Raw genomic sequence first — 25534 nt, forward strand, 5'->3', positions numbered from 1 at the left:
TCCGACACCAATTCCGACGCCAATTCCGACACCGACACCAATTCCAACACCAATTCCGACACCTGCGGAAACTCCAACTCCGACACCAATTCCGACACCAATTCCGACGCCAATTCCTGCGGAAACTCCGACACCAATTCCGACGCCAATTCCGACACCGACACCAATTCCAACACCAATTCCGACACCTGCGGAAACTCCAATTCCGACACCAATTCCGACGCCAATTCCGATATCTACGGAAACTCCGACACCAATTCCAACGCCAATTCCGACTGCGACACCAATTCCGACGGCTATACCTGGGGAAACGCCGATCGCCAATCAGAATTCGATCGCCCCAACCACATCTCCAACAAGCGAAACCCCCACACCTGCGCTAATTCCTGCTGCTTCGGAAGACTGTATGTGCGATCGAATCACTTTACCCGATCGCACTTCCATTCCCGGCCCGAATATCCCTGAAAATATCCTCAACGGTACAGACGGTAAAGATACTCTAACCGGCAGCGATATTAATGACATCATCAACGGTTTTAATAGCAGCGACTTGCTAAATGGCTTTCTCGGCAACGACAATATTTACGGTGGCCTTGCTAGCCCAGTTACTGTAGGCGCGGATGCAGACAGCGACACCATATTTGGCAACGAAAATAACGACTATATCGTCGGCCACGCTGGGAATGACATTATTTATGCGGGTAAAGATCATGATGTGGCGATCGCAGGCAAAGATAATGACGTAGTTTGGGGCGACAAAGGCAACGATACCCTACTTGGCGATGAAGGTAATGACAGTTTATTTGGTGGCACTTCTGATGCGTCTGACGGTGACTTGACAGGAAAAGATTTGCTTTTTGGCAATAACGGCAACGACGTTTTATACGGACAAGAAAGCGAAGATACTCTTGCTGGGGGCGAAGACAATGATACCTTACACGGTGGCAAAGATAACGATATAATTTGCGGCGATTCTGGCAATGATTTGCTGTTTGGAGATTTGGGAAATGACAGCATCTGCGGTGGCGATGGCGAGGATACAATTTTCGGAGATATTGACAATATCGCGACAGATGCTAGCAATCAAAAAGATTATTTGTGCGGTGGCAGCGGGAATGATTTAATTTGTGGTAATCAAGATGTCGATCAATTGTGTGGTGGTGACGGTAACGATACTCTGTACGGCGGCAAGGGTGATGATACTTTGATTGGGGGAATGGGCGACGACTGGTTGATGCGAGACTTCGGAAACGATACGCTGGAAGGGGGAAGCGGGCGCGATTACTTTTTCTTGACTGCGGGAGAAGGCCACGATGTAATTGCTGATTTTACGCAAGGTGAAGATTTATTAATTTTGACGGGAGGGTTAACGGTCGATCGACTCAGCATAGTTCAAGAAAACACTACAACTTTTATCAAAATTGCCAACACAGATCAAATCTTAGCTAGCCTCAAAGGCGTGCCAGCTAATCTCATCACTCAACAGGATTTTACAGTAATTGGGCTACCTGGTTTGTAGATAATATCAAATCCGGTTGTATCAGAATGATCCCTAATATCATGTCCGATCGATTAACGATAATATCCGGGTCGGGGCGGGTTTTTGAGATTGTCAATTATTTGCAGGTATTGTTGGTGAAGCCGCCCCTACAAAAATCGCGATCGCTCGACCGGACATGATATGAGACACTAATTAAATCTTTCGTATAGCGTCAGCAAATAGTCATATCGCATTGATTTATCCTCTCTAAAATTAATCCACCCTGCCTTCAGAAGGCAGGCTAGGGCGATCGCGAGGAGTATGGAGTCAAACACAATATTGGTAATAGACTTAGGGTTAAGTTGAAACTGTAGGGTGCGAAGTACGCACCCTACAGTCTCTCGTTTCCAGGCTCGGCTTTGTATTTAAACCGGAACCAGATTCGGTTCCAAAGTTGCCACTAATTTGAGATTGTACTCATATTCAAAACACGGCTTTTTATAATCCAAACTCCACATTTCTAGAGCGCAATTGTCTTCGCGATTGAGCGGTTGTAGGCGCAAGTGAAACTCTCTCACTTCTGGGCGATATTCGCACTTAAAATCAGAAATTGCGCCAATCTGTCGCCTGTCTAAAGCCACAGCTAACCGCATAAAAGGATGCAATTTACTGACGAGTTCCCGGTATTTTTTTGAAAGAACAATAAAATTTTCGTGCTTCTTTTTAGGAGGATTTTTCCGGTGATAGCGAGCTAAATTGGCAATGACTTCAATCTCTGTTTCAGTGTAGCCCAATAACTCACCATTGCGAATTAAATAGTAAGAATGCTTGTGGTGCGCTGAATGGCTGACGTATAAACCGCAGTTGTGTAGAATTGCCGCAGCCCACAGCAACTCGCGTTCTTCGCTTCCCCAGTGGTGTAGAATTCCTTGAGTTTGGTCGAAGAAATTGAGAGTAAATGCTGCGGTTCTTTCGCTTTGTTCTAAATTGACTTGATATTTGTTAGCCATGTGGAGAATGCTACGCTGGCGGATTGAACCTTGATAGCGTAAGCGGTTTTCAATTAAACCGTGCGCCAGCATCCAGTCAACAATTACGCCTTCTCTCAGAGACCGATCGCAAACAGTAAGAAATTCCATTCCTAATAATGTCATCGCTTCCTGCAAAATCAAAGCGCCTGCCAGAATAATTTCGGCCCGCTTGTCCGACATTCCCGGAATTGCCAACCTTTCGGCATAAGAAAGTTTGCGAAAGCGATTGACTAAATCGCGCAAATCTTTTAAACTTAACTGATATCCGGCTAGGGGACTCGGCACTGTTCCCAACTTTTCGCGAGCGTTAATTGTGGCCAGAGTTTCGATGGTTCCAGCAGTGCCAATCAAGCGCAAAGGTTCGCCAGCATGGAATTGGGAGCGCAATTCGTCGATCGGTCTTTCTAGCGAAATCCGAATATAAGCTTGCAAATAAGCAAACTCCTCCTTGCTAATTGGGTCAGTTTTGACAAATTGTCCTGTTAGGCGAACAGCACCAATTTTTGTACTGGTGAGACAGCGAGGTTCTGAACTATCTCCTAAAATCAACTCAGTAGAACCGCCTCCAATATCAATAATTACCTGGGACTGATTGTTAAACTCCATTCCCGAAAGTACGCCGAGATAAATTCTCCGCGCTTCTTCCTGACCGGAAATTAAACTTACATTCAGGTCTAATTCTTCAGCGACTTGTTGGAGAAAATCCCGCCCGTTAGGGGCTTCCCGAACCGCACTCGTAGCCACAGCAATAATTTGTTCGACATTGAAAGTTTTAGCAATATCTTGAAAACGGCGCAGAGTGGCAAGAGCCCTTTCCATAACCTCGGATTTCAAGCGCCCTGTCTTAACCTCACAATCGCCCAACCGAACCGTATCTTTTTCTCTAGCAATAATCGTAAACGCGGGAAATTTCGGATCGATCCGCGCCACCACCATGTGAAACGAGTTAGTACCCATATCAATAGCAGCAATAATGCGATTTGACTCCGCAGAAGCAAGTGAATTAACCATTGGAGTGTATCGGGGTTGACAGATATTTTTAATTATTCCATGAATTTACTGAGTCATCGGCTTAAAATATTAAAAATCTCCAATCTAAAATTAAAATGCTTACAGAGCCCGATCGCCAACCCGAATCCACATTGCTAACCGTCGTAAGGCTTTTGAGATGGGACAAACCAGCAGGAAGGCTCATTTTAATGATTCCAGCCCTCTGGGCCGTCTTTTTAGCAGCAGACGGGAGGCCGCCCGTAGCATTGGTGGGCGTGATTGTGTTGGGTACCTTAGCCACGAGTGCGGCTGGATGTGTCATCAACGACTTGTGGGATCGCGATATCGATCCCGAAGTAGAAAGGACGCGATCGCGCCCCCTAGCATCCCGCGCCCTCACCGTGCAAACTGGGATAGGAGTTGCATTAATTTCCTTTGCTTGCGCGGCGATTCTCGCTTTTTATCTCAATCCTTTAAGCTTCTGGCTGTGCGTGGCCGCCGTACCAGTAATTATCTGCTATCCCCTAGCAAAAAGATTCTTCCCAGTGCCACAATTAGTGTTATCAATTGCCTGGGGTTTTGCAGTTTTAATTAGTTGGAGCGCCGCCGTGGGAGAACTAGAATTAGCGACTTGGTTGCTGTGGGGTGCAGTCGTACTGTGGACGTTAGGATTTGATACAGTTTATGCGATGAGCGATCGGGAAGACGATTTGCGTTTGGGTGTGAATTCCAGCGCGATATTTTTCGGGAATAATGCTGCTAATGCTGTGGGTTTTTTCTTTGTTGGTACTGTCGGTTTGTTAGCAGCAATGGGAATTAATCTGCACTTGCACATTGGTTTTTGGATGGCAATTAGTGCGGCGGCAATTTTATGGTTTTTGCAGTACAGTCAACTGCAGAATGCGGATATTCCTAAGCTTGTTTACGGTCAAATTTTTCGCCAAAATGTTTGGGTGGGTTTTGTCATATTGGCGGGGATGATTGTTGGGGAGATTTTTTGATAAGTTCGCCAATATCAAGTGTAGGTTAGGTTGAACGCTCGCGAAACCAAATTTACACTTGATATGAATCGTGAAGCAGAGAGATAAAAAGCGCGAGGCAGAAACACCCAAGTGAATGCAAAGAAACAGTAGCAGTGAAGATTAAAGCGCTCAACGATCGCCACCAACTCAGTTTATTTACTTGACAAAATAACACTTACAAGCTATTGTGAAAGCACCTCTACATTTAAATTCTAATATAAAAATTTATTCATAATGTAGACCCTAGACTTTATGATTCAAAAAATCCGTGAAGCTATTGGATTGTTCGCCTCAAACTTTGTGCTGTTTAGTTTGATAGTGCTAACAGTATGGTTGCCGGGGTCAATTCTGTTGATATATTTGCGCCTGTACGTTTTTCCAGAAATGACTGGCGGAGACGAGTTGCGTATAACCATGCAAGAATTGCGAGTGTCGCAATTCATTGAAGGCTCTTTTGGTACGCTCTATGTGGGTGCATTACTTCATGCACTTGCTAAGTTGAAGCGGGGACTTAATCCAACTTATCGTGAGTCCATGACCCACGCAGGACGAAAGTGTTTCAAGATGTTCGGAACTCGTTTTGTCACTGGATTGATTGTGCTAGGTGGTTTAATTCTTTTCATCGTTCCAGGTGTCATTTTGGCATTGCGCTATGCACTAATTGATGCCGCTGTGGTGCTGGAAGGTGTAGAAGGATCGAAGGCTCAAAAAGTTAGTGCGAATTTGACTCAAGGGAAAAGAGATAAGATATTTTGGACGATAATTCTGACCTATCTTGGATTGTTTATTGCTTCGACGATCGTGTCTTTTATTTTGTATCTACCGCTATCATTGATTGGACAAGAAGAGAACTTTGGAGTCGCATTAATCTATGAGTGCGTTGCGAATATTCTTGCTGCATTGCCCATCATAGTTTTGTTTTTGTTCTACTGGGATGCAAAAAATCAGCAGCCAGTTGTCTAGGATGAAATAACTGCTTGCATCTGGCAATTTCCATGACCAACCCCATCCAGCAAGAAGCCCGCCAAATTCTCGACACTCTCGCCTTTACCGCCTTCGATCGGTGCCATCCCCTGGGCCACGACTTCGACACAATTCCTCCTAGAGTTGGTTTGTACGCCTTTCAACATCGCATTCAAGGATTACTCTACATCGGCAAAGCCAAGAACCTCCGCGATCGACTGCGAGGTAATCACAAAGCCTTCCTCTGGGGCTGGCTCTATCGCTACGATCCAGATGATGTAAGGATCGCTTTTGTTACCATCAACCTATGGCAAAAACCAGGGTTATTATAGGAATTATAAACCCTCATCCTTCAAGCTACAAATCCTCCCTACAACGTTAAAATCCCCAGAGAACAATGACTCAGATCCTCAATATCCAACACTTACCACCAGAAGCTATTCATTCGCTGATGACCCATTTGCCGGACTATGTGAAAGTCGCCCTGATGGAAAAAGCTACGCAGCTAGAATGTTCTCTGGAAGCTGCAATCGAAATGGCGATCGCTAGTTTTCTAGACTCAGAATCTTTCAGCTTTGAAGATTGCCTATTATCGCAACGTCTTAAGGAATCAGAATTGGTAGAATTTCCCCAAAAGAAATAGGGTGCGATCGCCCGTTTTACAATCAAAAGAGCGAGATCCCTTCTTGCATCCGCGTTAATCTGCGTCCATCTGCGGTTAAAAAAGAGCGAGATCCATTTTTCACCCATCTCCAGAGTAGATAGTGTGAAAACAAACTAGCAAGTATTAATAACACCATATTCACCCCAAAACTATGAAAAAAATTATCATTGGCATTATGGGCCCGGGCGATAGTGCCACATCAACCGACTTAGAAAACGCCTATCAACTGGGACAACTCATCGCGGAAGCAGGATGGATATTGCTAACTGGCGGCAGAAATGTCGGCGTCATGGATGCCGCCAACAAAGGAGCAAAATCAGCTAACGGTTTAACAGTCGGCATCCTTCCGGGAAATGACACTCGCGGCATTTCTGAAGCTGTAGATATTGCCATTGTCACCGATATGGGAAACGCCAGAAATAACATTAACGTTCTTTCTTCAGATGTAATAATTGCCTGCGGTATGGGCACGGGCACTGCTTCGGAAATTGCCCTCGCCCTCAAAGCTAACAAACAAGTTATATTGTTAAATTACAGCGCCGAAAGTCAACTTTTTTTTAAAGGTTTAGCACAATTTAACATCTTTGTGGTAAACAATGCTGTAGAGGCTATGAATCAAGCTCGCGAAATCCTAGTAAATCCAAGATGAAATCCAAGATGAGAGCAAGCAAATTCAACTTTTGTGCGATCGGCATTTTCCTGACTTTGGGGATTTTCGTCACTACCAAAGCAGACGGAAGAATTGCACAGTTCAGTTTCAGCAACAAATCTACTCAAAAATTAGCACAAACCCTCCCTCCTCCTCCCCCTGTCGCAAAGCCTGTTACTGAACAAGAAGCGCCACCTATTCGCAGTGAATCCGTGCCGGATCAAATCGCTTTAGCAACCCATTTGCAGACCATCAAAGCTAGAATGTACGGTGCTTACTGGTGTCCTCACTGTCACACCCAACAAGAACTTTTCGGCAAAGAAGCATTTACCGCAATTACTTACATTGAGTGCGATCCCAGAGGCAAAGATGCTCAACCGGATTTGTGCAAAGCTGCCAATATTAAAGCTTATCCCACTTGGGAAATTCGGGGAAAATATTACACGGGCAGGCAATCTTTGGAAAAACTGGCTATTTTATCCGGTTATAAAGGCAGCAGCAATTTTATGCCACCAGTTCCTTCTCCTTAAAAATATCTAAATTAGTTCGCACTCGCACTCGCCCACTAAGAAACCGGGTTTTTGAACCCAGATTAACGGTTTTCAGCAATTATTTTGGTTAAAAACCCGGTTTCTCGCCACCCCTGCGTCCAGGACTATAAATGTAAAGTGCTGATGGCGCACCTAAAATTATGATTTTTATGAATCCAACTTCTGAATAATATGAATTGACATGACAGTAAGCTGGTTATTTAATTGTAATTAGGCGGACAGATATATGTCAATTTCAGACTAGCAGTTATTCAGGAGACTGAAGCGATGCAGTTACAATTTAGCAATAAACAAATAATCTGGGCCAGTTTGCTATGCTTTTCGGCAATTGCATTTCCTCTAACAAGCCAAGCTATAACAGTACAAGAAGTACCGAATCCCCGTCAAGTAAATAACACTTGGGTAACGGACAAGGCAAACATTCTCAGCGACAGCACCGAAACTCAGCTAAATCAAATGATTTCGGATTTAGAGGCGAAAAACGGCTCAGAAATCGCTGTTGTGACAGTGCCTGATACTAAACCATCTGCGACACCAAAAGCATTTGCTACAGAATTATTTAACTTTTGGGGGATTGGCAAAAAAGGTAAAAATAACGGATTTTTATTGTTGATTTCGTCGGGGGAACGCCGCGTTCAAATTGAAACAGGTTCGGGCATTCAAAGCATTTTACCCGATGCGAAGGTAGTGGAAATTATTAAAACCGAAATTACGCCCCGATTTAAACAGCAGGACTTTGACGGGGGCACATTAGCGGGGACAAAGGCGTTAGTAAATGTTTTACAAACTCCGATGGTAAATGCTCAATATCAAACCACGCTGCCTTTGGTTCCAATCGTACCATCTCAAGGGGTGAAACCGTCACCAATACCTAGTCAACCGCCAGTTATTAGTAATAGTACATCCACAGGTGAAGATTCATCGAATTTAATTTATGGCTTACTTGGGTTGTTATTCACAGCGTTCATAGCATTTATACCTTGCTTCATTATCTTCAGGATATTTAGCAGCTTATTTTCTCGGATATCTCGTTACCGCCACCGCCGTTATCCGCGCAATTACAGCAGTAACAATCGCAATTACGGCAGTCACAGTCCCAATTACACCAGTAACAGTCCTAATTACAGCAATAACAATCGCAATTACAGCAGTAACAATCGCAATTACAGCAGTAACAGTCCTAATTACACCAGTAACAGCGTCGATTACAGTAGCACTAACAACAGTAGTAGCGATGATTGCGGTGGCTACTACAGCAGTAATAGCAGCGACTACAGTATTAGCAACAGCGACTGCGGAGGTAGCTTTGGCGGTGGAAACTCCAGCGGTGGCGGTGCGGGTGCCGATTACAGCAGCAGCATTAGCAGTAGCGACTACAGCATTAGCAGCAGTAGCGACTACAGCAGTAGCAGCAGTAGTGACTACAGCAGCAGTAGCAGTAGCGACTACAGCAGTAGCAGTAGCGACTATAGCAGTAGTGGGGGTGGCGGTGGGGATTGGTAATTTGGGAATGCAGGTAGAAACCGAGTTTTTTTAACAGGAATTAGTCCCCCTCTGCGGGGACTTCGTTTGTTTAGTTACGGTTTCCACCGTCCCACTCACGAGGGGTTAGCTAACTAAAATAGTCTTCAACAATTTTCAAAATTCGCGAAGCCGCCAAACCGTCACCAAAGGGATTAATTGCCATTGCCATTGCGTTGTATGCTTCGGAATTGCTGAGCAATTCTGCCGCTGCCGAGAAAATTGTATCAGAATTCGTACCTACAAGTTTAGCGGTTCCTGCGGAAATAGCTTCTGGTCTTTCTGTGGTTTCTCGTAATACTAAAACTGGCTTGCCCAAACTAGGTGCTTCTTCTTGCAAGCCCCCCGAATCTGTTAAAATTAAATGAGATCTTTGAATGGCTCCTACTAATTCTGCGTAATCTAAAGGTTCAGTTAAAAAGACTCTCGGATGGTCGCCCAAAAGAGCTTGCAAAGGTTCTCGAACAGTGGGGTTTCGGTGTAGTGGTAGCAGCAAGGCTGTGTCGGGAAATTTATCTAAGATTTGGAGAAATGCGTGAGCAATTCCTTGTAAGGGTTCTCCCCAATTTTCGCGGCGGTGAACTGTTGCTAAGATAGTGCGATATTTGCTCCAATCTAAGTTAGGAATGTTGCATTTTGGTTCGCGTTTGGCGACAGAAAGCAAAGCATCGATTACTGTGTTGCCTGTACGGTGAATTTCTCCCAAAACGCCCGATCGCACTAAATTCTCTTGGGCCAGCGCTGTCGGGGCAAAATGCAGCCTTGTGAGCTGAGATATCAACCGTCGGTTAGCCTCTTCGGGGTAAGGATTGAACACGTCGTCTGTCCGCAATCCGGCTTCTACGTGACCTACGGGTATTTTTTGGTAAAATGCAGCCAAAGCAGCGGCAAATGCTGTCGTTGTATCGCCCTGAACTAAGACGATGTGGGGCTGCAATTCTTTAAACAATGCTTCCAAACCCTGCAAACTCCGGGATGTAATATCTGTCAAGGTTTGCTGGTGCTGCATAATTGCTAAATCCCGATCGGCTTTTAGAGCGAACATTTGCATTACTTGTTCGACCATTTCTCGGTGCTGACCGGTTAAAATTACTTGGGTGTCAAAGGTTGGAGAACTTTTGAAGAGTTGAATGACTGGGGCTAGTTTAATCGCTTCCGGGCGAGTTCCTAAGACGATGCAAACGCGGTGTGTGGCTTCGGGCATGGTAAAATTGGGTAGTTGAGATTGGTGAGGGTTTTAAAGGCTCAATATTTATAGCAGGTTTGAATCGTTGGTTAATAAGATTTATTTTTTTGGGAACCGCAGAGGGCGCAGAGGAGGGAGAAAAGATAGAGAGGAAGGGGTTTATTGAGGGTGTTATATAGTTTTATCTCGCACTGTTGGTACATTTTTATTGTTTAATTGTCATGCCTTATCGCTACATTCTATTTTATAAACCCTACGATGTTTTAACTCAATTCACTGACAACTCCAGCGAAACTAAACGCAGCACTCTCAAAGACTATATTCCTATTCCTAACATTTATGCAGTAGGAAGGCTCGATCGCGATAGTGAAGGTTTGTTGCTGCTAACCGATGATGGACAAATGCAGCACCGCCTCAGTGACCCGAAATTCGCTCATCCCCGCACTTACTGGGTGCAAGTTGAACGAATTCCCGATGCAAGTGCGATCGCAGCTTTGCAGACAGGTGTCACAATTCAAGATTATCGGACTCGATCGGCAAAAGTGCAATTATTGTTAGAAGAACCACCTTTGCCACCCCGCGAACCGCCGATTAGATTTCGCAAAAACGTGCCGACAGCTTGGCTGGAAATGACTCTCACAGAAGGCCGCAACCGCCAAGTGCGCCGGATGACCGCAGCAGTAGGGTTTCCGACACTGCGGCTGGTCAGATGTGCGATCGGGCATTTGCGTCTGGAAGGCCTCAAACCCGGTGAATGGCGGGAACTAACTCAAGCCGATTTTAGATTTTAGATTTTGGATTTTGGATTGGAGAATTACAGTCAACCGTCTTGACATTTAGGACATTCTTGATAGCTGAAACTATTACTGCGGCTGCATTTCCCTTCTTCCTTCTTCCTGATATCCGTTACATCCGTTACACAATCCGTTGCCGAACTTCCTTCTGCCTTCTGCTTACTTTCGAGGGGGCAAAATAAAACTCTCCTTTCCATCCTGATCTTTTTGCACCTGAGCTCCCAACTTGACAAGAGCTTGTCTCGCCCTTTGACGCACCAACTTATCAGTTGTTTGAGCATAAACCGTGCTCCAAGCATTAAACCGCACCGGCACGCTATCGGGATCTCGGCGCAAATACTCAGCAGTGGCTCGAAACATCGGCGCCAATTTCGACCATTCCGGGCTTCCTTCCACCCAATCAGCGGCCATTTCGTGAGAGCGAATTGAGTCGGGAATATCCCCCAACAGCAGCAACTCATCAATACCTTTAGTTCGCCACACTATCCACGATTGGGAATGAAGTTGCGGCGAAACGGCAAGGGCTCTAGTACCACGCTCTATAAAGTTAACAGCGGTTTCAGGCTTTCCTTGATAAAAAGAAATAGCTGTGGAAAGAAACAGGTAGATGTCAGTCCACCGCGGGTCGCGCTGCGTAACTATGTCAAAATAATCTTGGCTGAGATTGTAGCCCGTCACCTCTCGCGCTTCGTCGTCGCCAAAATATTGCAAAAATTTGAGAAATGTCCAATCTGCAATTAAATTGTCAAACCCAAAACTAGGGATAGTTTTGAGCATTTTTAGCCGCAGGGCTTCTTGCTGCGCTTCTTGCTGTGCGGCTTGCTTGAAACTGGCAGCAGACATTGCAGACAGCGGCTTTTGCCCCTGAACGCCAACTGGGGACATTCCGCCTAACTCCCGGCTAGACTGCATGGCGACGACCCCCGCCAGCGCTGCTAGACCGATAGCTCCATTAACGAGCAGGCTCAACCACTTACGCGAAAATTGTTCGATTTTAGCTTCCACGGCACTTTATAAATCCAAGTTTTAAATTAAGTTTATTGAAAGAGAGTAATAATTGGTTGGCGATCGACTATGAATCTCGTTAAACTGTCCAAAGGGATGGTGGAGCCTCCGCACAATAGTTTAAGTAGTAGTGTGAGATTTTTTAGCAATATAAAATCTCAAATCAAAAATCTAAAATCGAATTGAGCCAAATTCAATGAATCAAGCCCGCAGACGCTTTTCTAAATTACAGGCAGCCCTGTTCAGTGGGGCAATGGCAACAACCGCTTCGATATCTTTGCTCGTTCCCGGCCTGAGTCAATCAGTCCGCGCTGAGCTTCAAGATAGCCCCAAAGCTGTCTTAGACGAAGCTTGGCAAATTGTGAACCGAGACTATGTTGATGGCAGCTTTAACAAGACTGACTGGCAAGTAACCCGCCAAGAACTGCTGAGCAAAAATTATACTTCTCGCGAAGCTGCCTACACCGCCCTCCGCAAAGCCCTAGAGAAATTAAACGACCCCTACACGCGCTTCATGGACCCGAAGCAGTACGAAGCGCTGACGAATCAAACGTCTGGGGAACTGACAGGGGTGGGGATGAGGCTGGAAGAAGACGAGAAAACAAAAGCGATTAGGGTAGTCGAGCCGATGGAAAATTCCCCGGCCCTGAAGGCAGGGATTCTAGCGGGCGATACGATTTTGGTGATTGACGGCAAAACTACCAAAGGCATGACTGTCTCGGATGCGGCTCAGGTAATTCGGGGCGACGAAGGTACGAAAGTAACGCTGCGGATTGCTCGTGAGGGCAAAAGCGAGTTTGATATCACTCTGACTCGGGCGAGAATAGAGGTAGCCGCGGTTCGCTACAGCCTCAAGAATGAAGGCGGTAAGAATGTGGGTTACATCCGTTTACAAGAGTTTAGCTCCCACGCGGGCGAACAAATGGAGGCGGCGATTAAAAAGCTCTCGGCTCAGAAAGCTGACGCTTTTGTGTTGGATTTGCGGGGGAATCCCGGCGGGTTGCTGCGAGTGAGCATTGATATCGCTCGGATGTGGATGGATACAGGGGCGATCGTCCGCACAGTCGATCGGGCGGGCGATTCTCAGGAAATGAAGGCAAATCGCACTGCGCTCACTGACAAGCCTTTGGTGGTGCTCGTGGACGACAACTCAGCCAGCGCCAGCGAGATTTTGGCCGGTGCTCTGAAGGACAACAAGCGCGCAACTGTGATGGGCGGCCAAACTTTTGGCAAAGCTTTGGTGCAGTCGGTGCATTCTTTGGCTGACGGTTCGGGATTGGCGGTGACGATCGCTCACTACTATACTCCTAACGGTACGGATATCAGCCACAAGGGGGTTACTCCTGATGTTAAGGTGGAAATCACCGACGAACAAAAGCTGAAATTAGCTAACAAACCGATGTTGGTTGCGACTAAGGATGATCCTTGCTACGCGCAGGCGATCGCACTTTTGAAAACTACTGCTTCCTCGGCGCGTCCCGTGGCCGCTAATGAGGTTCTTGTTCCTAAAAAGTAAGTAGTTGAAACAGTAATTTATTAACAATAAGCATGAATATAAAACCCGCTGGCGCGGGTTTTATTTTTATTGATTAGTTATTGGTAATTAAGTAAATCCCCTTAATCCAAACGAAAGATGCAGATGGCTAAAAAGTTGGCTATATGAGCATTCTTCCTGCTCCCTGTTTCCTTCTTTTTTCTATTTAGTTATTGGTTAATTGATATCCGGATTAAAGCAGATTAGTCGGATTGGAATTTTTTAACCGCAGATATCAACTTCGGAACACAGATGGAGGCTGATGGGATTTCTGAAGTGTTTCAACTCAGACTTAATTAGCTATTCATCCGTCGGATAAACTCTAAGGGCAAACCGTCTGTATCGGCAATAAAAGCTACTTCGTAAACATTTTGCCCGATCGCCTGTTGAGTCGGTTCTAACAAAACTTTCAAAGCTTGAAACTGATTGGGTTGCTCTTTAACTGCTTCCTCAAACCGTTCTTTCAGAGACTGCAACCAGCTAGGCAAGTCAGTTGTCGCCTCAGTTAAATCGAAAGATAAATGATAATATCCAACATAATGCTCGTCTCCGAAAGCATCCGGTGCGGGTTTTGGTTCCGGGATCTGAATTAGTTCGATGCGTCCGTTGAGACCTTCCATCCAACAGGCTAGGGTGTAACCTGTGGTAAAGCGATCGCTCACAGTAAATCCCAACTGTTCGTAAAAGGCGATCGCCCGGTGTATGTTAGCAGTGCGAATCGAGGCGTGGTGCATTCGATTTTAGATTTTAGATTTTAGATTTTAGATTGGGGAATTGGGAATTGGGAATTGGGAATTGGGAATTGGGAATTGGGCATTGGGAATTGGGCATTGGGCATTGGGCATTAGGCATTAGGAATAGGAACTAACTAATGACTAATAACTCATGACTAATAACTCATGACTAATGACTAATGACTAATGACTAATGACTAATGACTACTGACTACTGACTACTGACTAATAACTATTCAAACAACCGAAAATACGGATATCTAATCGGCTGTCCCGGCTCTTTTTCCAAATCAAAATTAATCACTTCCCAACAAGGGTCGTCTTGAGGATCGGGGCTAAAATCCACAGGCAAACCGTACAGTCTCGGTCGGGGCGATTCCGCTTGCCCGCGCCAAGGCGTGCTGCGTTCCAAATAAGCGCTGATTAAGTCGCGATAGCGTTGAGCAACGATCACGCGAGTTGCTCGGTAGCCTTGAGTATAAAGTCGATCGAGCGCTTCGTGAATTTCAAACCGAATCCCGTCGGGGTGTGTGTGCTGGCGATACCATTCATTCTCCCAGCGGCGCCAGTGCCGCCCAGACTGAAGGTGAACCAGTTCCCCCGTTTTTGGATCTGCCTCAAATGCCCCGTGACGCGGACACAAATAGGTATCCGTGAGCGTTAGAGCCGGAATTGTTTGGCGACAGTGGGGACACTGAATTTCCGGGCCAAACATCGGGTATTGCAAGGCAACTTCAATCATTTATTTGCGTCCCAGCATATTTTCTCTGCAAAAGTCCCAAATACTTTTATTATATCCCGTATCAACAACCAGCTAATCTGCTAGAAGTATAACGATCGACCTACAAATGAGCAATCTCAACGAATCTCTGTCTGCACTTCCTTCCTCTTGGCCCTTGCCCGATCTATCCCAAGCGGCTTTTATCGCTGAAGGCGCTATTGTCATCGGCAGGGTAGAGGTGGCAGCGGGCGCTAGTATCTGGTACGGGGCGGTGGTGCGGGCGGATATAGAGCGAATTGCGATCGGCTCAAGTACCAATATCCAAGATGGAGCAATTCTGCACGGCGATCCGGGAAAACCGACTGTTTTGGAAGATTTCGTGACCGTCGGACACCGAGCTGTGATTCACTCAGCTTACATTGAACGGGGCTGCCTGATCGGGATTGGGGCGATCGTCCTCGATGGAGTGAGGGTGGGCACAGGCTCTATCGTCGGTGCAGGGGCGGTTGTCACCAAAGATGTTCCCCCTCACACGCTAGTTGCGGGAGTGCCTGCCAAACGCCTGCGGGATGTCTCTGAGGAAGAAGCTGCGGAGTTGGTGGAACACGCTAAGCGTTACGAAAAGTTGGCTCTGGTTCACGCGGGGAAAGGTTCTGATTTGGGATTTGGTTAGTTGATAGAATAAGATTTTAAGCAAAAAACTATTAGTTTCCAATGGCTTACACCGCGCCAAAAATCTTAACTTTTGAAACATTCCTCGATCGATATTTTGACAACTTCCGCTACGAACTGGCTGACGGAGAATTAGTTGACAGGGAACCCACAGGCCCCCACGAAACCGTCAGCGGTAAACTAGCAACTCAAATCGGCATCGCCATCGCAGCCGAAAAACTACCTTGGTTCATTCCCCGCACTTGTTTGATCCGTCCATTTTCAGATGCAGCTACCGCCCGCCGTCCCGATATTGTCGTGTTAGATGAAACTGCTATTGTCAGCGAACCTCTTTGGGAAAGAGAACCTGTGATTACGCTGGGACGATCTATTAAATTGGTGGTAGAAGTCGTCAGCACTAACTGGGAAACAGATTACGCCCGAAAAGTTGAAGAATATGCTATTTTAGGGATTCCAGAGTATTGGATAGTTGATTATCGCGGATTGGGAGGCGTGGCTTTTATCGGTAAACCAAAACAACCTACTATCACCGTTTGCCAACTGATTGACCAAGATTACACGCAGCAACAATTTCGCCTCGGCGATCGGATTATTTCTCCTTTGTTAACCAGCTTGCAACTGCGGTTAGATGATGTTCTACCGCGTTAGGCGATCGACCAACAAATTTTAGATTTTAGATGTTAGATGGGAGAATTGATTAATCTGGCAGCCCTGAACCCAATTGCTTTAGGCCAAGAATCAACAGTCAACAGTCGTCGGAAATATCGGGATTTATTCGAGCGATAAAAGTTTAAAATTAAATAAAAAAATTGTCAAGCTCGATCGAGCGCTAAAATTGATGACATGAATAACGATCGCACCTCCAATCCAAACATCCCCCCGCACACATGGAAACGTCCCATCGGCCTCGGTTGGGAGAATCCCTATACAGTCCGCTACGCAAGCAATCTCGACGACGGGCCCTGGCACGGAATGCCTCTGGGCGGGTTCGGTGCCGGCTGCATCGGGCGATCGTCCCGCGGCGACTTCAACCTCTGGCACATTGACGGCGGCGAACACATTTTTCGCAGTTTGCCCGCTTGTCAGTTCAGCGTTTTTGAAGAAACTCAAGGCAAAAAACAAGCTTTTGCACTCTCCACTGAACCGCCTACAGATGGCAGTTTATCTAGTTGGAAATGGTATCCATCGGAAGGAAGTTCGGCAACGGATTCTGTAACGGATGTAACGGATGGAATTCTGAAGGCAGACGGAAGAAGGGAAGAGAAGGAAAAATTTCAATCTTCGGGGAGTTATCATGCTTTGTATCCGCGCAGTTGGTTTGTATACGAAAATGTGTTTCATGCTCAATTAAGCTGCGAGCAATTTTCGCCAATTTTGCCAAACAATTATCAGGAAAGCAGTTACCCAGTTGCCATGTTTGAATGGGTGGCGCACAATCCTACAGATGCGCCGATTACTCTCAGCATCATGCTGACTTGGGAGAATATTGTTGGTTGGTTTACTAATGCCAACAAGTCGCCGAAAGTGATGGTTCGAGATGATGGCAGTCCATTTTATGACTATCAACCCCGGTGGGGAGAAAGTGCCGGAAATTTGAATTTGTTGGTGGAAGATTTTCACCGGATCGGTTGCGTGATGACGCGGTTGACTGCTGAGGAGGAACCGCAAGAGGGGGATGGACAATGGGCGATCGCAACTATTACTAATCCGGCGGTAGAAGTATTCTATCAAACTCGCTGGAACCCGGCGGGTAATGGCGAGGATATTTGGCGCAACTTTTCTGCTGAAGGTTTCTTGTTGGATGACAGAGACGAGACAGCCGCAACAGCAGGAGAACAGTTGGCTTGTGCGATCGCAGTTCGCTTTACTATTCGACCGGGAAAAACTCGCAAAATCCCCTTTATTATAGCTTGGGATTTGCCCGTTACTGAGTTTGCATCGGGAGTTTGGTACTATCGCCGCTATACGGATTTTTTCGGCCGCAACGGCAAAAATGCTTGGCCGATTATTCGCACTGCAATGAAGCATTCGGATACTTGGCGCGAAAATATTGAAGCTTGGCAAAAACCCATTTTAGAACGGAAAGATTTGTCAGACAGTTTTAAAATGGCGCTGTTTAACGAGTTATACGCCCTGACAGATGGCGGTACTCTTTGGAGTGCGGCTGACGAACGCGATCCGAAGGGTCAATTTGCGGTTTTGGAGTGCATTGATTACCGCTGGTATGAAAGTTTAGACGTGCGGCTTTACGGTTCTTTTGCTTTGTTGATGCTGTGGCCGGATTTGGAAAAGTCGGTGGTTTTAGCCTTCGCTAGGGCAATTTCTGCAGGAGACGATACGCCGAGAATTATTGGCTGGAATCAAGCTTCGGCTATTAGAAAAGCTGTCGGTGCAACGCCCCACGATTTGGGTGCTCCTAACGAACATCCTTGGGAGAAAACGAATTATACTAGCTATCAAGATTGCAATTTATGGAAGGATTTGCCTTGCGATTTTGTGTTGCAGGTTTATCGGGATTTCCTGTTGACTAGCAGCACAGATTGTGATTTTCTGCAAGAGTGTTGGCCGGCAATTGTTGAGGCTTTGGCTTATCTGAAAACTTTTGATGAGGATGGGGACGGAATTCCTGAGAATTCGGGAGCACCGGATCAGACGTTTGATGACTGGCAAATGCGGGGGATAAGTGCGTATTGCGGGGGTTTGTGGTTGGCGGCGCTGGAGGCTGCGATCGCGATCGGTGAAATCTTGGAAGATGCAGCACCGGAGATAATTCCTAACCCTCAAGCAAAAATAGCATTATATCACAGTTGGCTGCTACAAGCAAGACCGAGCTATCAAGAAAAATTGTGGAACGGTCAATATTACCGTTTGGACAGCGAGAGTAATTCCGAAGTGGTGATGACAGACCAACTCTGCGGTCAATTTTACGCGAAACTGTTAGGATTGCCGGATATTGTACCGCCCGAATGTGCAGTCAGTGCTTTAGAAACTGTGTACGATTCTTGCTTTTTGAAGTTCAACGATGGGGAGTTCGGTGCGGCGAATGGGGTAATGCTGAATGGTTCGCCGGAAAATCCGAATGCGACTCATCCTTTGGAAGTTTGGACAGGGATTAATTTTGGGTTGGCTGCTTTTTTGGTACAGATGGGGATGGAGGAGAAAGCTTTTAAATTGACGGATGCTGTGGTGAAGCAGATTTATGAAAATGGGTTGCAGTTTCGGACGCCGGAAGCGATTACGGCGGGGGGAACTTTTCGGGCGAGTCACTATTTGCGGGCGATGGCGATTTGGGCGATTTACGGGGTGTTGACCAGTTTTAAAGAGGGGATTGGTATATTAGCTGGTGAATCTGACTAAAATTCAAGCCTTAAAATCGCTTTTTAGCAAGGAAAACGGTTAATTCAACTATCAATAAAATTGACCGTAAAAACTTTTTCTCTTCGAGGAAGACATTAATTTTTCATGCTCAAACTTCAGCTTGGCTAAAATTTGAGCATGAAAAAGCCCGGAGATGTGAGGGGATCGAACTCGGCTATAAACGAGAGAGAAAAAGGGTCTGAGGCAATTGTTGACACCAATGCAGTCCGCACCTTACTTGTATATAATTTGGAGCGATCGCCAATTTCAAGATAAAATAGAAAAATGTCAAATCCTTTGCTTTCCCTCAACTACGAACCAGCCCTCGAATCCCTCGGCGGCGACTATTTTGATGAAGTTCCCGCAGCCGACTTTCCGCAGCATATTCTCCGCTTCCGCAATGACCAATTATTGCTAACATTGGGTTTAGATCCCGCGCAAGTAACCGACCAACATTTCATCGAAGCGTTCGGCAAATTTCACTGCGTCCGTCCCTTTCTCGCACTCCGCTATCACGGCTATCAATTCAACGCATATAACCCCAATTTAGGTGACGGTAGAGGCTTCTTATACGGCCAAGTTCGCGGCACTGATGGCAGACTTTACGACTTCGGCACTAAAGGTTCCGGCCGCACTCCGTACTCGCGGGGCGGTGACGGTAGACTTACTCTCAAAGGGGGAATTCGCGAAGTTTTAGCCGCCGAAGCTTTGCACCGATTGGGAGTGCGGACATCTCGCTGTTTTAGTTTAGTTGAAACTGGGGATGCTTTGTGGCGGGGCGACGAACCATCTCCGACACGATCGTCCGTAATGGTGCGTTTCAGTCATTCTCACATTCGGTTTGGAACTTTTGAAAGGTTGCACTATATCCGCCGCCCGGATTTAACTAAAAAACTTTTAGATTTTGTTATTGAATATTACTATCCAGAACTGCATTTAGAAGCAAGCAAAGCTAGTTTTTCTGCCCCGGACAAATATGCGCTATTTTATGCAGATTTAGTCCAGCGAGTAGCTGAATTAGTTGCTCAGTGGATGGCAGCAGGATTTTGCCACGCCGTGCTAAATACTGATAATATGTCGATTACGGGAGAAAGTTTCGATTACGGGCCTTTCGCTTTTATTCCAACTTACAAGCCGCAATTTACAGCAGCTTATTTTGACTATTCGGGTCTTTATTGTTACGGCAATCAACCGTTGATTTGTAGGGACAATTTAGAGAAACTCCAGGAACCGCTAGCAGCGGCGATTCCTCAAGCTGATATGGATGCGGGTTTGGCAAAGTTTGGCGATTATTATAATGCAGCATATCGGCGGTTGATGCTCAATAGATTGGGATTTGAGGATTTGCCAGAAGCTGATGGAGATGAGTTGTTGAAGGTGACAATTAAAATGCTGGCGGAGTCTCAAGTTGAGTATCACGATTTCTTTTTTGAATTGCGAAGACAGTTCGATCGCACTTGGCGAGATGATGCTAGTCTAATTTTTGCTGAGGCGGAACCGGCGGACTTGATAGCACCTTGGCGGCAGTTTTATTATCACGTTTTGCAAAGTTTGTCTACGGATGATATGGATCAAATGGCGGACAGGTTGCGGAAGCACAATCCCGAACAATCGCTCTTGAGACCGACAATTGAGGCTGTTTGGGAGCCCATTGCTATTGAGGATAATTGGGAACCGTTTTATGAGTTGGTGAAGAGACTTCAAAACTCTTAAAGGGAATTGGGCAGGGGGCATTGTTGACTGTTAACTGTTGACTGTTAACTGTTAACTGTTGACTAACAACTAACAACTAACAACTGACTACTTGAGCTTTTCAATCTCAAATTGTGTATCTTTGTAACCCCCAGTAAGTCCTTGATCGAGAAACATTTTGCCGGCTTTTTCTAAATCGCTAATTGCTCCTGCTTTGTCTCCCAATGAGCGGCGAACCATGCCTCTACCGTAGTAAGCAGCAGCATAATTCGGACTGATCCGAATAGCTTGCACGTAATCTGCGATCGCACTATTGTAATTCTTTAACTCGTGATAAATCTTAGCCCGATTGGCGTAAGCTTCCGCATTGTTGGGATTGAAGCCGATTGCTGCTGTAAAATCTGCGATCGCCCCCTGGGCGTCACCCCCGGCACTGCGAGCTAAACCACGATTGTTAAAAGCATTAAAATCATTCGGATTTACTGTTAGCGCTTGAGTGCAATCGGCAATTGCTTTCGGATAATCCTTCAAATTTAAATAAGCAATGCAGCGATTGTTGTAAGGAACCCCATCCTCCTCACTCAGCGAAATTGCCTGAGTGCAATCGTCAATTGCCGCTTGATGTGCTCCCAAATTCAACTGCGTGCTGCAACGATTAGCGTAAGCATCTTCACTCTTGGGATCGATCGCAATTACCTGAGAATAATCCGCCAAAGCTCCCTGATAATCTCCTAGGTGAAAGCGAGCTCTCCCGCGACTGTAAAAAGCATCAACATTCTTAGGATCAAGTTTAATTGCCTCAGTATAATCTCCAATTCCCCCCTGCAAATCGCCACTCCCAGCACGAGCCAACCCCCGCGAATGATAAGCTTTAACAAGGTTCGGCTGCAGCCGAATTACTCCGGTAAAATCCTGAATAGCGGCCTTGTAATCTTGCAGTTCTAAATAAGCAACTCCTCTTTCGTAATATGTATCAACATCGTTTGGCTGGAGATTCAAAGCTTGAGTGTAATCCTCAATCGCTCCCCGTGTATCGTTAAAATCGTGACGGGCTAGGCCGCGGTTAAAATAAGCCTGAACATATTTAGGATTGAGAGCGATCGCCTGAGAATAATCCGCAATTGCTTCTTGATACTTTTTTAAATCATAATTAGCATTACCGCGCTGGTAAAAACTCTCAGCATTTTTAGGATTCAATTGAATTGACTTATTAAAAGCCTGCAAAGCTGCATCCGCATCTTGATTGCGAGACTTTTCCACTCCCTGTTCGTAATATTCCTTAGCTTTAATCGGATTCGGCCGGCTCCAATAACTAAACAGAAATATCAGAACTATCGCTGCCCCGACGCCCGCCAAAATCAGCAACCAAAATCGACTTCCCAAACGTGAATAAAAACTATCAGAAGACACTAAGCTGGGAGCAATACTTTTCTTGTTAGCCGTATTCACAGGCTCTTGGCGGTGTCTCAACTTGCTGAGAGCTACCAAAACTTCCTCCGCAGATTGATAGCGCTTGGCAAATTGGTGACAGACCATTTTGTCAATTATATTGGCTAATCCCACAGAACATTGAGATCGGTTTCGCCAAACAATTTCCCCCGTATGAGAAGGACTCGGATCTTGCAATTTGGGCAAATCCGTACCGGGTAAACCAGTGATAGCTTGGACTGCCATCATCCCGACTGCATAGAGGTCGCTGCTAAATTGCGGGTTGCCTTGAAATTGTTCGATCGGCATATAAGCCGGAGTTCCAGTAGCAATGGTGCGCGGAAACTCTGTATCGTGATCGCTGACGTGACTCGCAACTTCTTTAACCGAACCAAAGTCAATTAAAACTAATTTGCCGTCGGGTTTGCGGCGGATTAAGTTGGAGGGATTAACATCGCGGTGAATCACTCCTTGAGAGTGTACGAAGGCGAGAACTTGTAACACTTCTTGCAACAGATCCAGCACTCGTTCTTCTCGCCAAGGTTGACCGGCCACAATTTCCCTATTTAGGGCGTGTCCGGGCACAAACTCTTCGACGAGGTAGAATTGATTTGCTTCTTCAAAATAAGCTAGTAAAAATGGAATTTGATCGTGTTTTCCCAGCTTTTCTAATATTTCTGCTTCTTGTTTAAATAAGCGATAAGCTGTTTTGAGAACTGTGGAAGTGTTGCTGGGAGGGCGCAGTTGTTTGACTACACATTGAGGATGGCCCGGCCGGCGAGTATCGACAGCTAAATAAGTTTGTCCAAAAGCTCCTGAACTGAGGATTTGCACTACGCGATAACGCCTGTCTAAAAGTTGACCAACCATGTTCATATCTATAATTGAGAATTGGTAACGGGGAGTTGGTAATTGGGAATTTGTAAGGGGGAGTTGGTAAGGGGGAGTTGGTAAGGGGAAGTTGGTAATTTGAGCTTCTTCCTTTTTCCTTCTTCCTTCTTCCTTCTTCCTTTTTTCTGGTTTTTTTAACATCTGAATGGAAACTAAGAGTTTATTTAGGGTCGTTGATTTGTGATTGTGCGTTTTGGAAACCATCGGCTCTTCCTTGTTCTAGAAACAAGGTTGCAGCTTTCTGAAAATCTTCGATCGCCCCAGCACGGTCTTTGAGTTGGCGGCGGACGAGGCCTCGGCTATAAAAAGCGCTAGCATTGTTGGGGTTGAGCCGCAGCGAGTGAGCGAAATCCTCAACCGCTAAAGGGTAATTTTTTAGTTCTGAGTAAATAGTACCGCGATTGCTGTAAGCTACTGCATCGCTGGGATTGAGCCGAATTGCTTGAGTAAAATCTTCTAAAGCTCCCTGCTTGTCTCCCGAAGCCGATCGAGCTAATCCTCGATTGCTGTATGCTTTGGGATTGTTGCCGTTGAGTCCGATCGTCAAACTGCAATCTTCGCTGGCCTTTTGATATTGTTTTAAATTCAGATAAGCAATGCAGCGGTTGTTGTAAGCTGCTTCATCTTTTGGATCGAGGCGCATTCCTTCGGTGCAATCTGCAATCGCTTTATCGTAGGTGGCCAAATTCAAGTAAGCGCTGCACCGATTGGTATAAGCATCAGCGAGATCTGGTTGCAATTCGATCGCCTTAGTATAATCTTCCATCGCTCCTTGATAATCTGCCAGATTAAACCGCGATCGACCACGACTGTAGTATACGCCAGCTTGTTTGGGACTAATTTGAAGGGCTTGAGTAAAATCTGCCATTGCTCCTGTTTTGTCGCCTGCAGCCGATCGAGCTAAGCCCCGATTGCTGTAAGCTGTAGCATCGTTGGGACTGAGCCGAATTGCTTGAGTGTAGTCTTCAATTGCCTGGGCGTAGTCGCCCAACTCGTAGTAAGCTAAACCCCGCTGCGAGTATGCCTCACCGTCGCTGGGATTCAGTCGCACGACTTGGGTGAAATCTTCCACGGCCCCCCGCTTGTCCCCGATGTCGAGGCGGGCCATACCTCGATTGTAGAGAGCTTTGGTGTGGCTAGGATTGACTTTAATTGCTTGCGTGTAATCCTGTATTGCTTGCTCGGTTGCCCCCATGTCGTAGCGAGCGTTTGCCCGCTTGTAGTAAGTTTCCGCATCGGTGGCATTCATGGCGATCGCTTGAGTATAATCGGCGATCGCGCCTGTTGTGTCACCTTGCTGCGCCTTGGCCACGCCGCGGGCTAACAATTCTTTTGATCTCGCCGGACTTTGACTCTGCCAAAAGTAAGTTATCAGTGCCGTCAAGATTAAAGCTGCCGCTGTTGCAGCCAACAGCAGCAGTTTGGTTGGGCTTTGTCTTCGCGGTTGACTCATAGCGTGCGTGATGATTGTGGCTGGCGGCGGCTCAACCTCCAATTTTACGGCGATTTGTTTGAGGTCTGCTAAAACTTCGGCGGCCTCCTGATAGCGCTCCTCGCAGTCGGGGCGCACCATTTGCTCGATAATATCTGCTAGGGCTGCCGAACAAGTTGCTCGGTTTCGCCAGGGAATTTCGTTGTTGTTGTTTTTTAAGGCACTCAGTTCGTTGGGTGAGAGTCCCGTGACGGCAAGCTGGGCGATCGTACCTAGAGCGTAAATGTCGCTATTGTAACGGGGGTTGCCGCTCAATTGCTCGATCGGCACGTATAACTCCTGAGCCGCCAAATCCTGTTTTTTTGCCTCATGCCGTTTAACAGAGTTCGGGGAGGTTTGCGACAACAAATGACAGTTAGCAAGTTCCGGGTTAATTTCTTTGTCTAAGCTAAAGTCTACCAATACAAATTTGCCGTCAGACTCGCGCCGGATCGCTCTGTCTGGTTGAATTCTGCGGTGAATAAAACCCTTCTCGTGTATGAACACCAAAATTTCTAATATTTCTGATAGCAGACCAATTACTTGATCTTCATCCCAAGGTTGACCGGGTATTAGTTCTTGACTTAAAGGTGAACCGGCAATAAATTCTTCAATTAAGTATAAACTTTGATTTTCCTCAAAATACGCCAATAATTCCGGGATTTTGTCGTGTTTTCCCAACTTTTCAATTATTTCGGCGTTTCGTTGAAATATAACTTTGACTAATTCTGGAGTTTGTGAACTTGTGCCGGGGAGTCGCATTTCTCTAACCGTGCATTGCGGATACCCAGGACGGTGAGTATCTGCTGCTAGATAAGTTTTTCCCACTTCACTTGAGTCTGTGACTTTAATGATGCGGTAACGTCTGTCTAGAAGTTGACCAATCATACTTTGCCCTCTACCCTGTCAATCGATTTTAGATTTTAGATTTTAGATTGAAGCATTGACCCAGCCCAAAAACGGATACGCTGCCACGTACAGGAGTCGTGGAAAGATAAAAATTTTCGACCCTAGTTCAAGCTCCCAGATTTATCTGTGGGGTAAATCGAGAATCGAAAATCGAAAATCGAAAATCGACTGACCCCACAGATAAATTCGGGGGGCAAGTTTCATCGGATACAGGTTTTTTATTTCTGGACGGATGAATCACGTGGCGGGTATCCTGGATGCTTGATTGT

21 protein-coding genes are annotated in these 25534 nt (G+C 46.0%); 14 read left to right on the forward strand and 7 right to left on the reverse strand.

The annotated features are described in order from the left end of the window. The coding region (locus QT979_RS01610; RefSeq protein WP_333216135.1) for a calcium-binding protein at positions 1–1519 on the forward strand (1519 nt) is incomplete at its 5' end. A gap of 386 nt (positions 1520–1905) precedes the next feature. Here QT979_RS01610 and QT979_RS01615 read toward each other — a convergent pair. Further along, complete coding sequence (locus tag QT979_RS01615) at positions 1906–3522, reverse strand: Ppx/GppA phosphatase family protein (RefSeq protein ID WP_333216133.1); 1617 nt, start codon at positions 3520–3522, stop codon at positions 1906–1908. A 95-nt stretch (positions 3523–3617) separates the two neighbouring features. Between QT979_RS01615 and QT979_RS01620 the strand changes: the two genes are divergently transcribed. From QT979_RS01620 to QT979_RS01650, 7 genes are all read left to right on the forward strand, one after another. Continuing rightward, on the forward strand, positions 3618–4502 hold the full coding sequence (locus tag QT979_RS01620) for a 4-hydroxybenzoate solanesyltransferase (protein WP_333307795.1): 885 nt from the start codon (positions 3618–3620) through the stop codon (positions 4500–4502). 273 nt (positions 4503–4775) lie between these two features. Further along, entirely contained in the window at positions 4776–5486 is a 711-nt protein-coding gene (locus tag QT979_RS01625; RefSeq protein WP_333216129.1) for a hypothetical protein, read from the forward strand. A gap of 32 nt (positions 5487–5518) precedes the next feature. After that, on the forward strand, positions 5519–5818 hold the full coding sequence (locus QT979_RS01630) for a GIY-YIG nuclease family protein (RefSeq protein ID WP_333216127.1): 300 nt from the start codon (positions 5519–5521) through the stop codon (positions 5816–5818). A gap of 65 nt (positions 5819–5883) precedes the next feature. Beyond that, positions 5884–6129: a hypothetical protein gene (locus QT979_RS01635; RefSeq protein WP_333216126.1), complete on the forward strand. Its 246-nt coding sequence runs from the start codon at positions 5884–5886 to the stop codon at positions 6127–6129. A gap of 172 nt (positions 6130–6301) precedes the next feature. Further along, positions 6302–6799, forward strand: a complete 498-nt coding sequence (locus QT979_RS01640) for a TIGR00725 family protein (protein WP_333216124.1) — start codon at positions 6302–6304, stop codon at positions 6797–6799. Between the two features lie 8 nt (positions 6800–6807). After that, on the forward strand, positions 6808–7329 hold the full coding sequence (locus QT979_RS01645) for a hypothetical protein (protein WP_333307797.1): 522 nt from the start codon (positions 6808–6810) through the stop codon (positions 7327–7329). 288 nt (positions 7330–7617) lie between these two features. After that, positions 7618–8853 carry a TPM domain-containing protein gene (locus QT979_RS01650; RefSeq protein WP_333307799.1) on the forward strand — a complete coding sequence of 412 codons (1236 nt, stop codon included), beginning with the start codon at positions 7618–7620 and terminating at the stop codon, positions 8851–8853. Between the two features lie 109 nt (positions 8854–8962). Here the strand turns inward: QT979_RS01650 and wecB are convergent, their stop codons facing one another. Further along, a complete protein-coding gene (wecB, locus tag QT979_RS01655; protein WP_333307801.1) occupies positions 8963–10075 on the reverse strand; it encodes a non-hydrolyzing UDP-N-acetylglucosamine 2-epimerase in 1113 nt (370 codons plus the stop codon). 203 nt (positions 10076–10278) lie between these two features. Here wecB and QT979_RS01660 point away from each other — a divergent pair, with 203 nt between their 5' ends. Next, a complete protein-coding gene (locus QT979_RS01660) occupies positions 10279–10848 on the forward strand; it encodes a pseudouridine synthase (RefSeq protein WP_006631347.1) in 570 nt (189 codons plus the stop codon). A 162-nt stretch (positions 10849–11010) separates the two neighbouring features. On the opposite strand, the gene QT979_RS01665 is transcribed toward QT979_RS01660, so the two are convergent. Next, complete coding sequence (locus QT979_RS01665) at positions 11011–11856, reverse strand: hypothetical protein (RefSeq protein WP_333307803.1); 846 nt, start codon at positions 11854–11856, stop codon at positions 11011–11013. Between the two features lie 196 nt (positions 11857–12052). Between QT979_RS01665 and ctpB the strand changes: the two genes are divergently transcribed. Next, complete coding sequence (gene ctpB, locus QT979_RS01670; RefSeq protein ID WP_333211505.1) at positions 12053–13372, forward strand: carboxyl-terminal processing protease CtpB; 1320 nt, start codon at positions 12053–12055, stop codon at positions 13370–13372. 314 nt (positions 13373–13686) lie between these two features. Here the strand turns inward: ctpB and QT979_RS01675 are convergent, their stop codons facing one another. Continuing rightward, positions 13687–14124: a VOC family protein gene (locus tag QT979_RS01675; protein ID WP_333211504.1), complete on the reverse strand. Its 438-nt coding sequence runs from the start codon at positions 14122–14124 to the stop codon at positions 13687–13689. A 232-nt stretch (positions 14125–14356) separates the two neighbouring features. Beyond that, on the reverse strand, positions 14357–14866 hold the full coding sequence (locus QT979_RS01680; protein WP_333211502.1) for a TIGR02652 family protein: 510 nt from the start codon (positions 14864–14866) through the stop codon (positions 14357–14359). A gap of 106 nt (positions 14867–14972) precedes the next feature. On the opposite strand from QT979_RS01680, the gene QT979_RS01685 reads away from it, so the two are divergent. The 4 genes from QT979_RS01685 to QT979_RS01700 all read left to right on the forward strand — a co-directional run bounded on the left by QT979_RS01685 (position 14973) and on the right by QT979_RS01700 (position 20587). After that, a complete protein-coding gene (locus QT979_RS01685) occupies positions 14973–15518 on the forward strand; it encodes a gamma carbonic anhydrase family protein (protein ID WP_333307806.1) in 546 nt (181 codons plus the stop codon). 41 nt (positions 15519–15559) lie between these two features. Then, entirely contained in the window at positions 15560–16165 is a 606-nt protein-coding gene (locus tag QT979_RS01690) for a Uma2 family endonuclease (protein ID WP_333307808.1), read from the forward strand. Between the two features lie 195 nt (positions 16166–16360). Next, a complete protein-coding gene (locus QT979_RS01695; RefSeq protein WP_333307809.1) occupies positions 16361–18874 on the forward strand; it encodes a GH116 family glycosyl hydrolase in 2514 nt (837 codons plus the stop codon). Positions 18875–19159: 285 nt separating this feature from the next. Next, positions 19160–20587: a protein adenylyltransferase SelO family protein gene (locus QT979_RS01700; RefSeq protein WP_333307811.1), complete on the forward strand. Its 1428-nt coding sequence runs from the start codon at positions 19160–19162 to the stop codon at positions 20585–20587. An 87-nt stretch (positions 20588–20674) separates the two neighbouring features. On the opposite strand, the gene QT979_RS01705 is transcribed toward QT979_RS01700, so the two are convergent. Both QT979_RS01705 and QT979_RS01710 read right to left on the reverse strand, forming a co-directional pair. Then, on the reverse strand, positions 20675–23089 hold the full coding sequence (locus QT979_RS01705) for a tetratricopeptide repeat protein (RefSeq protein ID WP_333307813.1): 2415 nt from the start codon (positions 23087–23089) through the stop codon (positions 20675–20677). Continuing rightward, positions 23046–25244, reverse strand: coding sequence for a tetratricopeptide repeat protein (locus QT979_RS01710; protein WP_333307815.1), 2199 nt, complete (start codon positions 25242–25244; stop codon positions 23046–23048). Before QT979_RS01710 ends, QT979_RS01705 begins: the two co-directional genes overlap by 44 nt. Positions 25245–25534: the final 290 nt, after the last annotated feature.

Source organism: Microcoleus sp. w2-18bC1, assembly GCF_036700365.1.
GTDB lineage: Bacteria > Cyanobacteriota > Cyanobacteriia > Cyanobacteriales > Microcoleaceae > Microcoleus.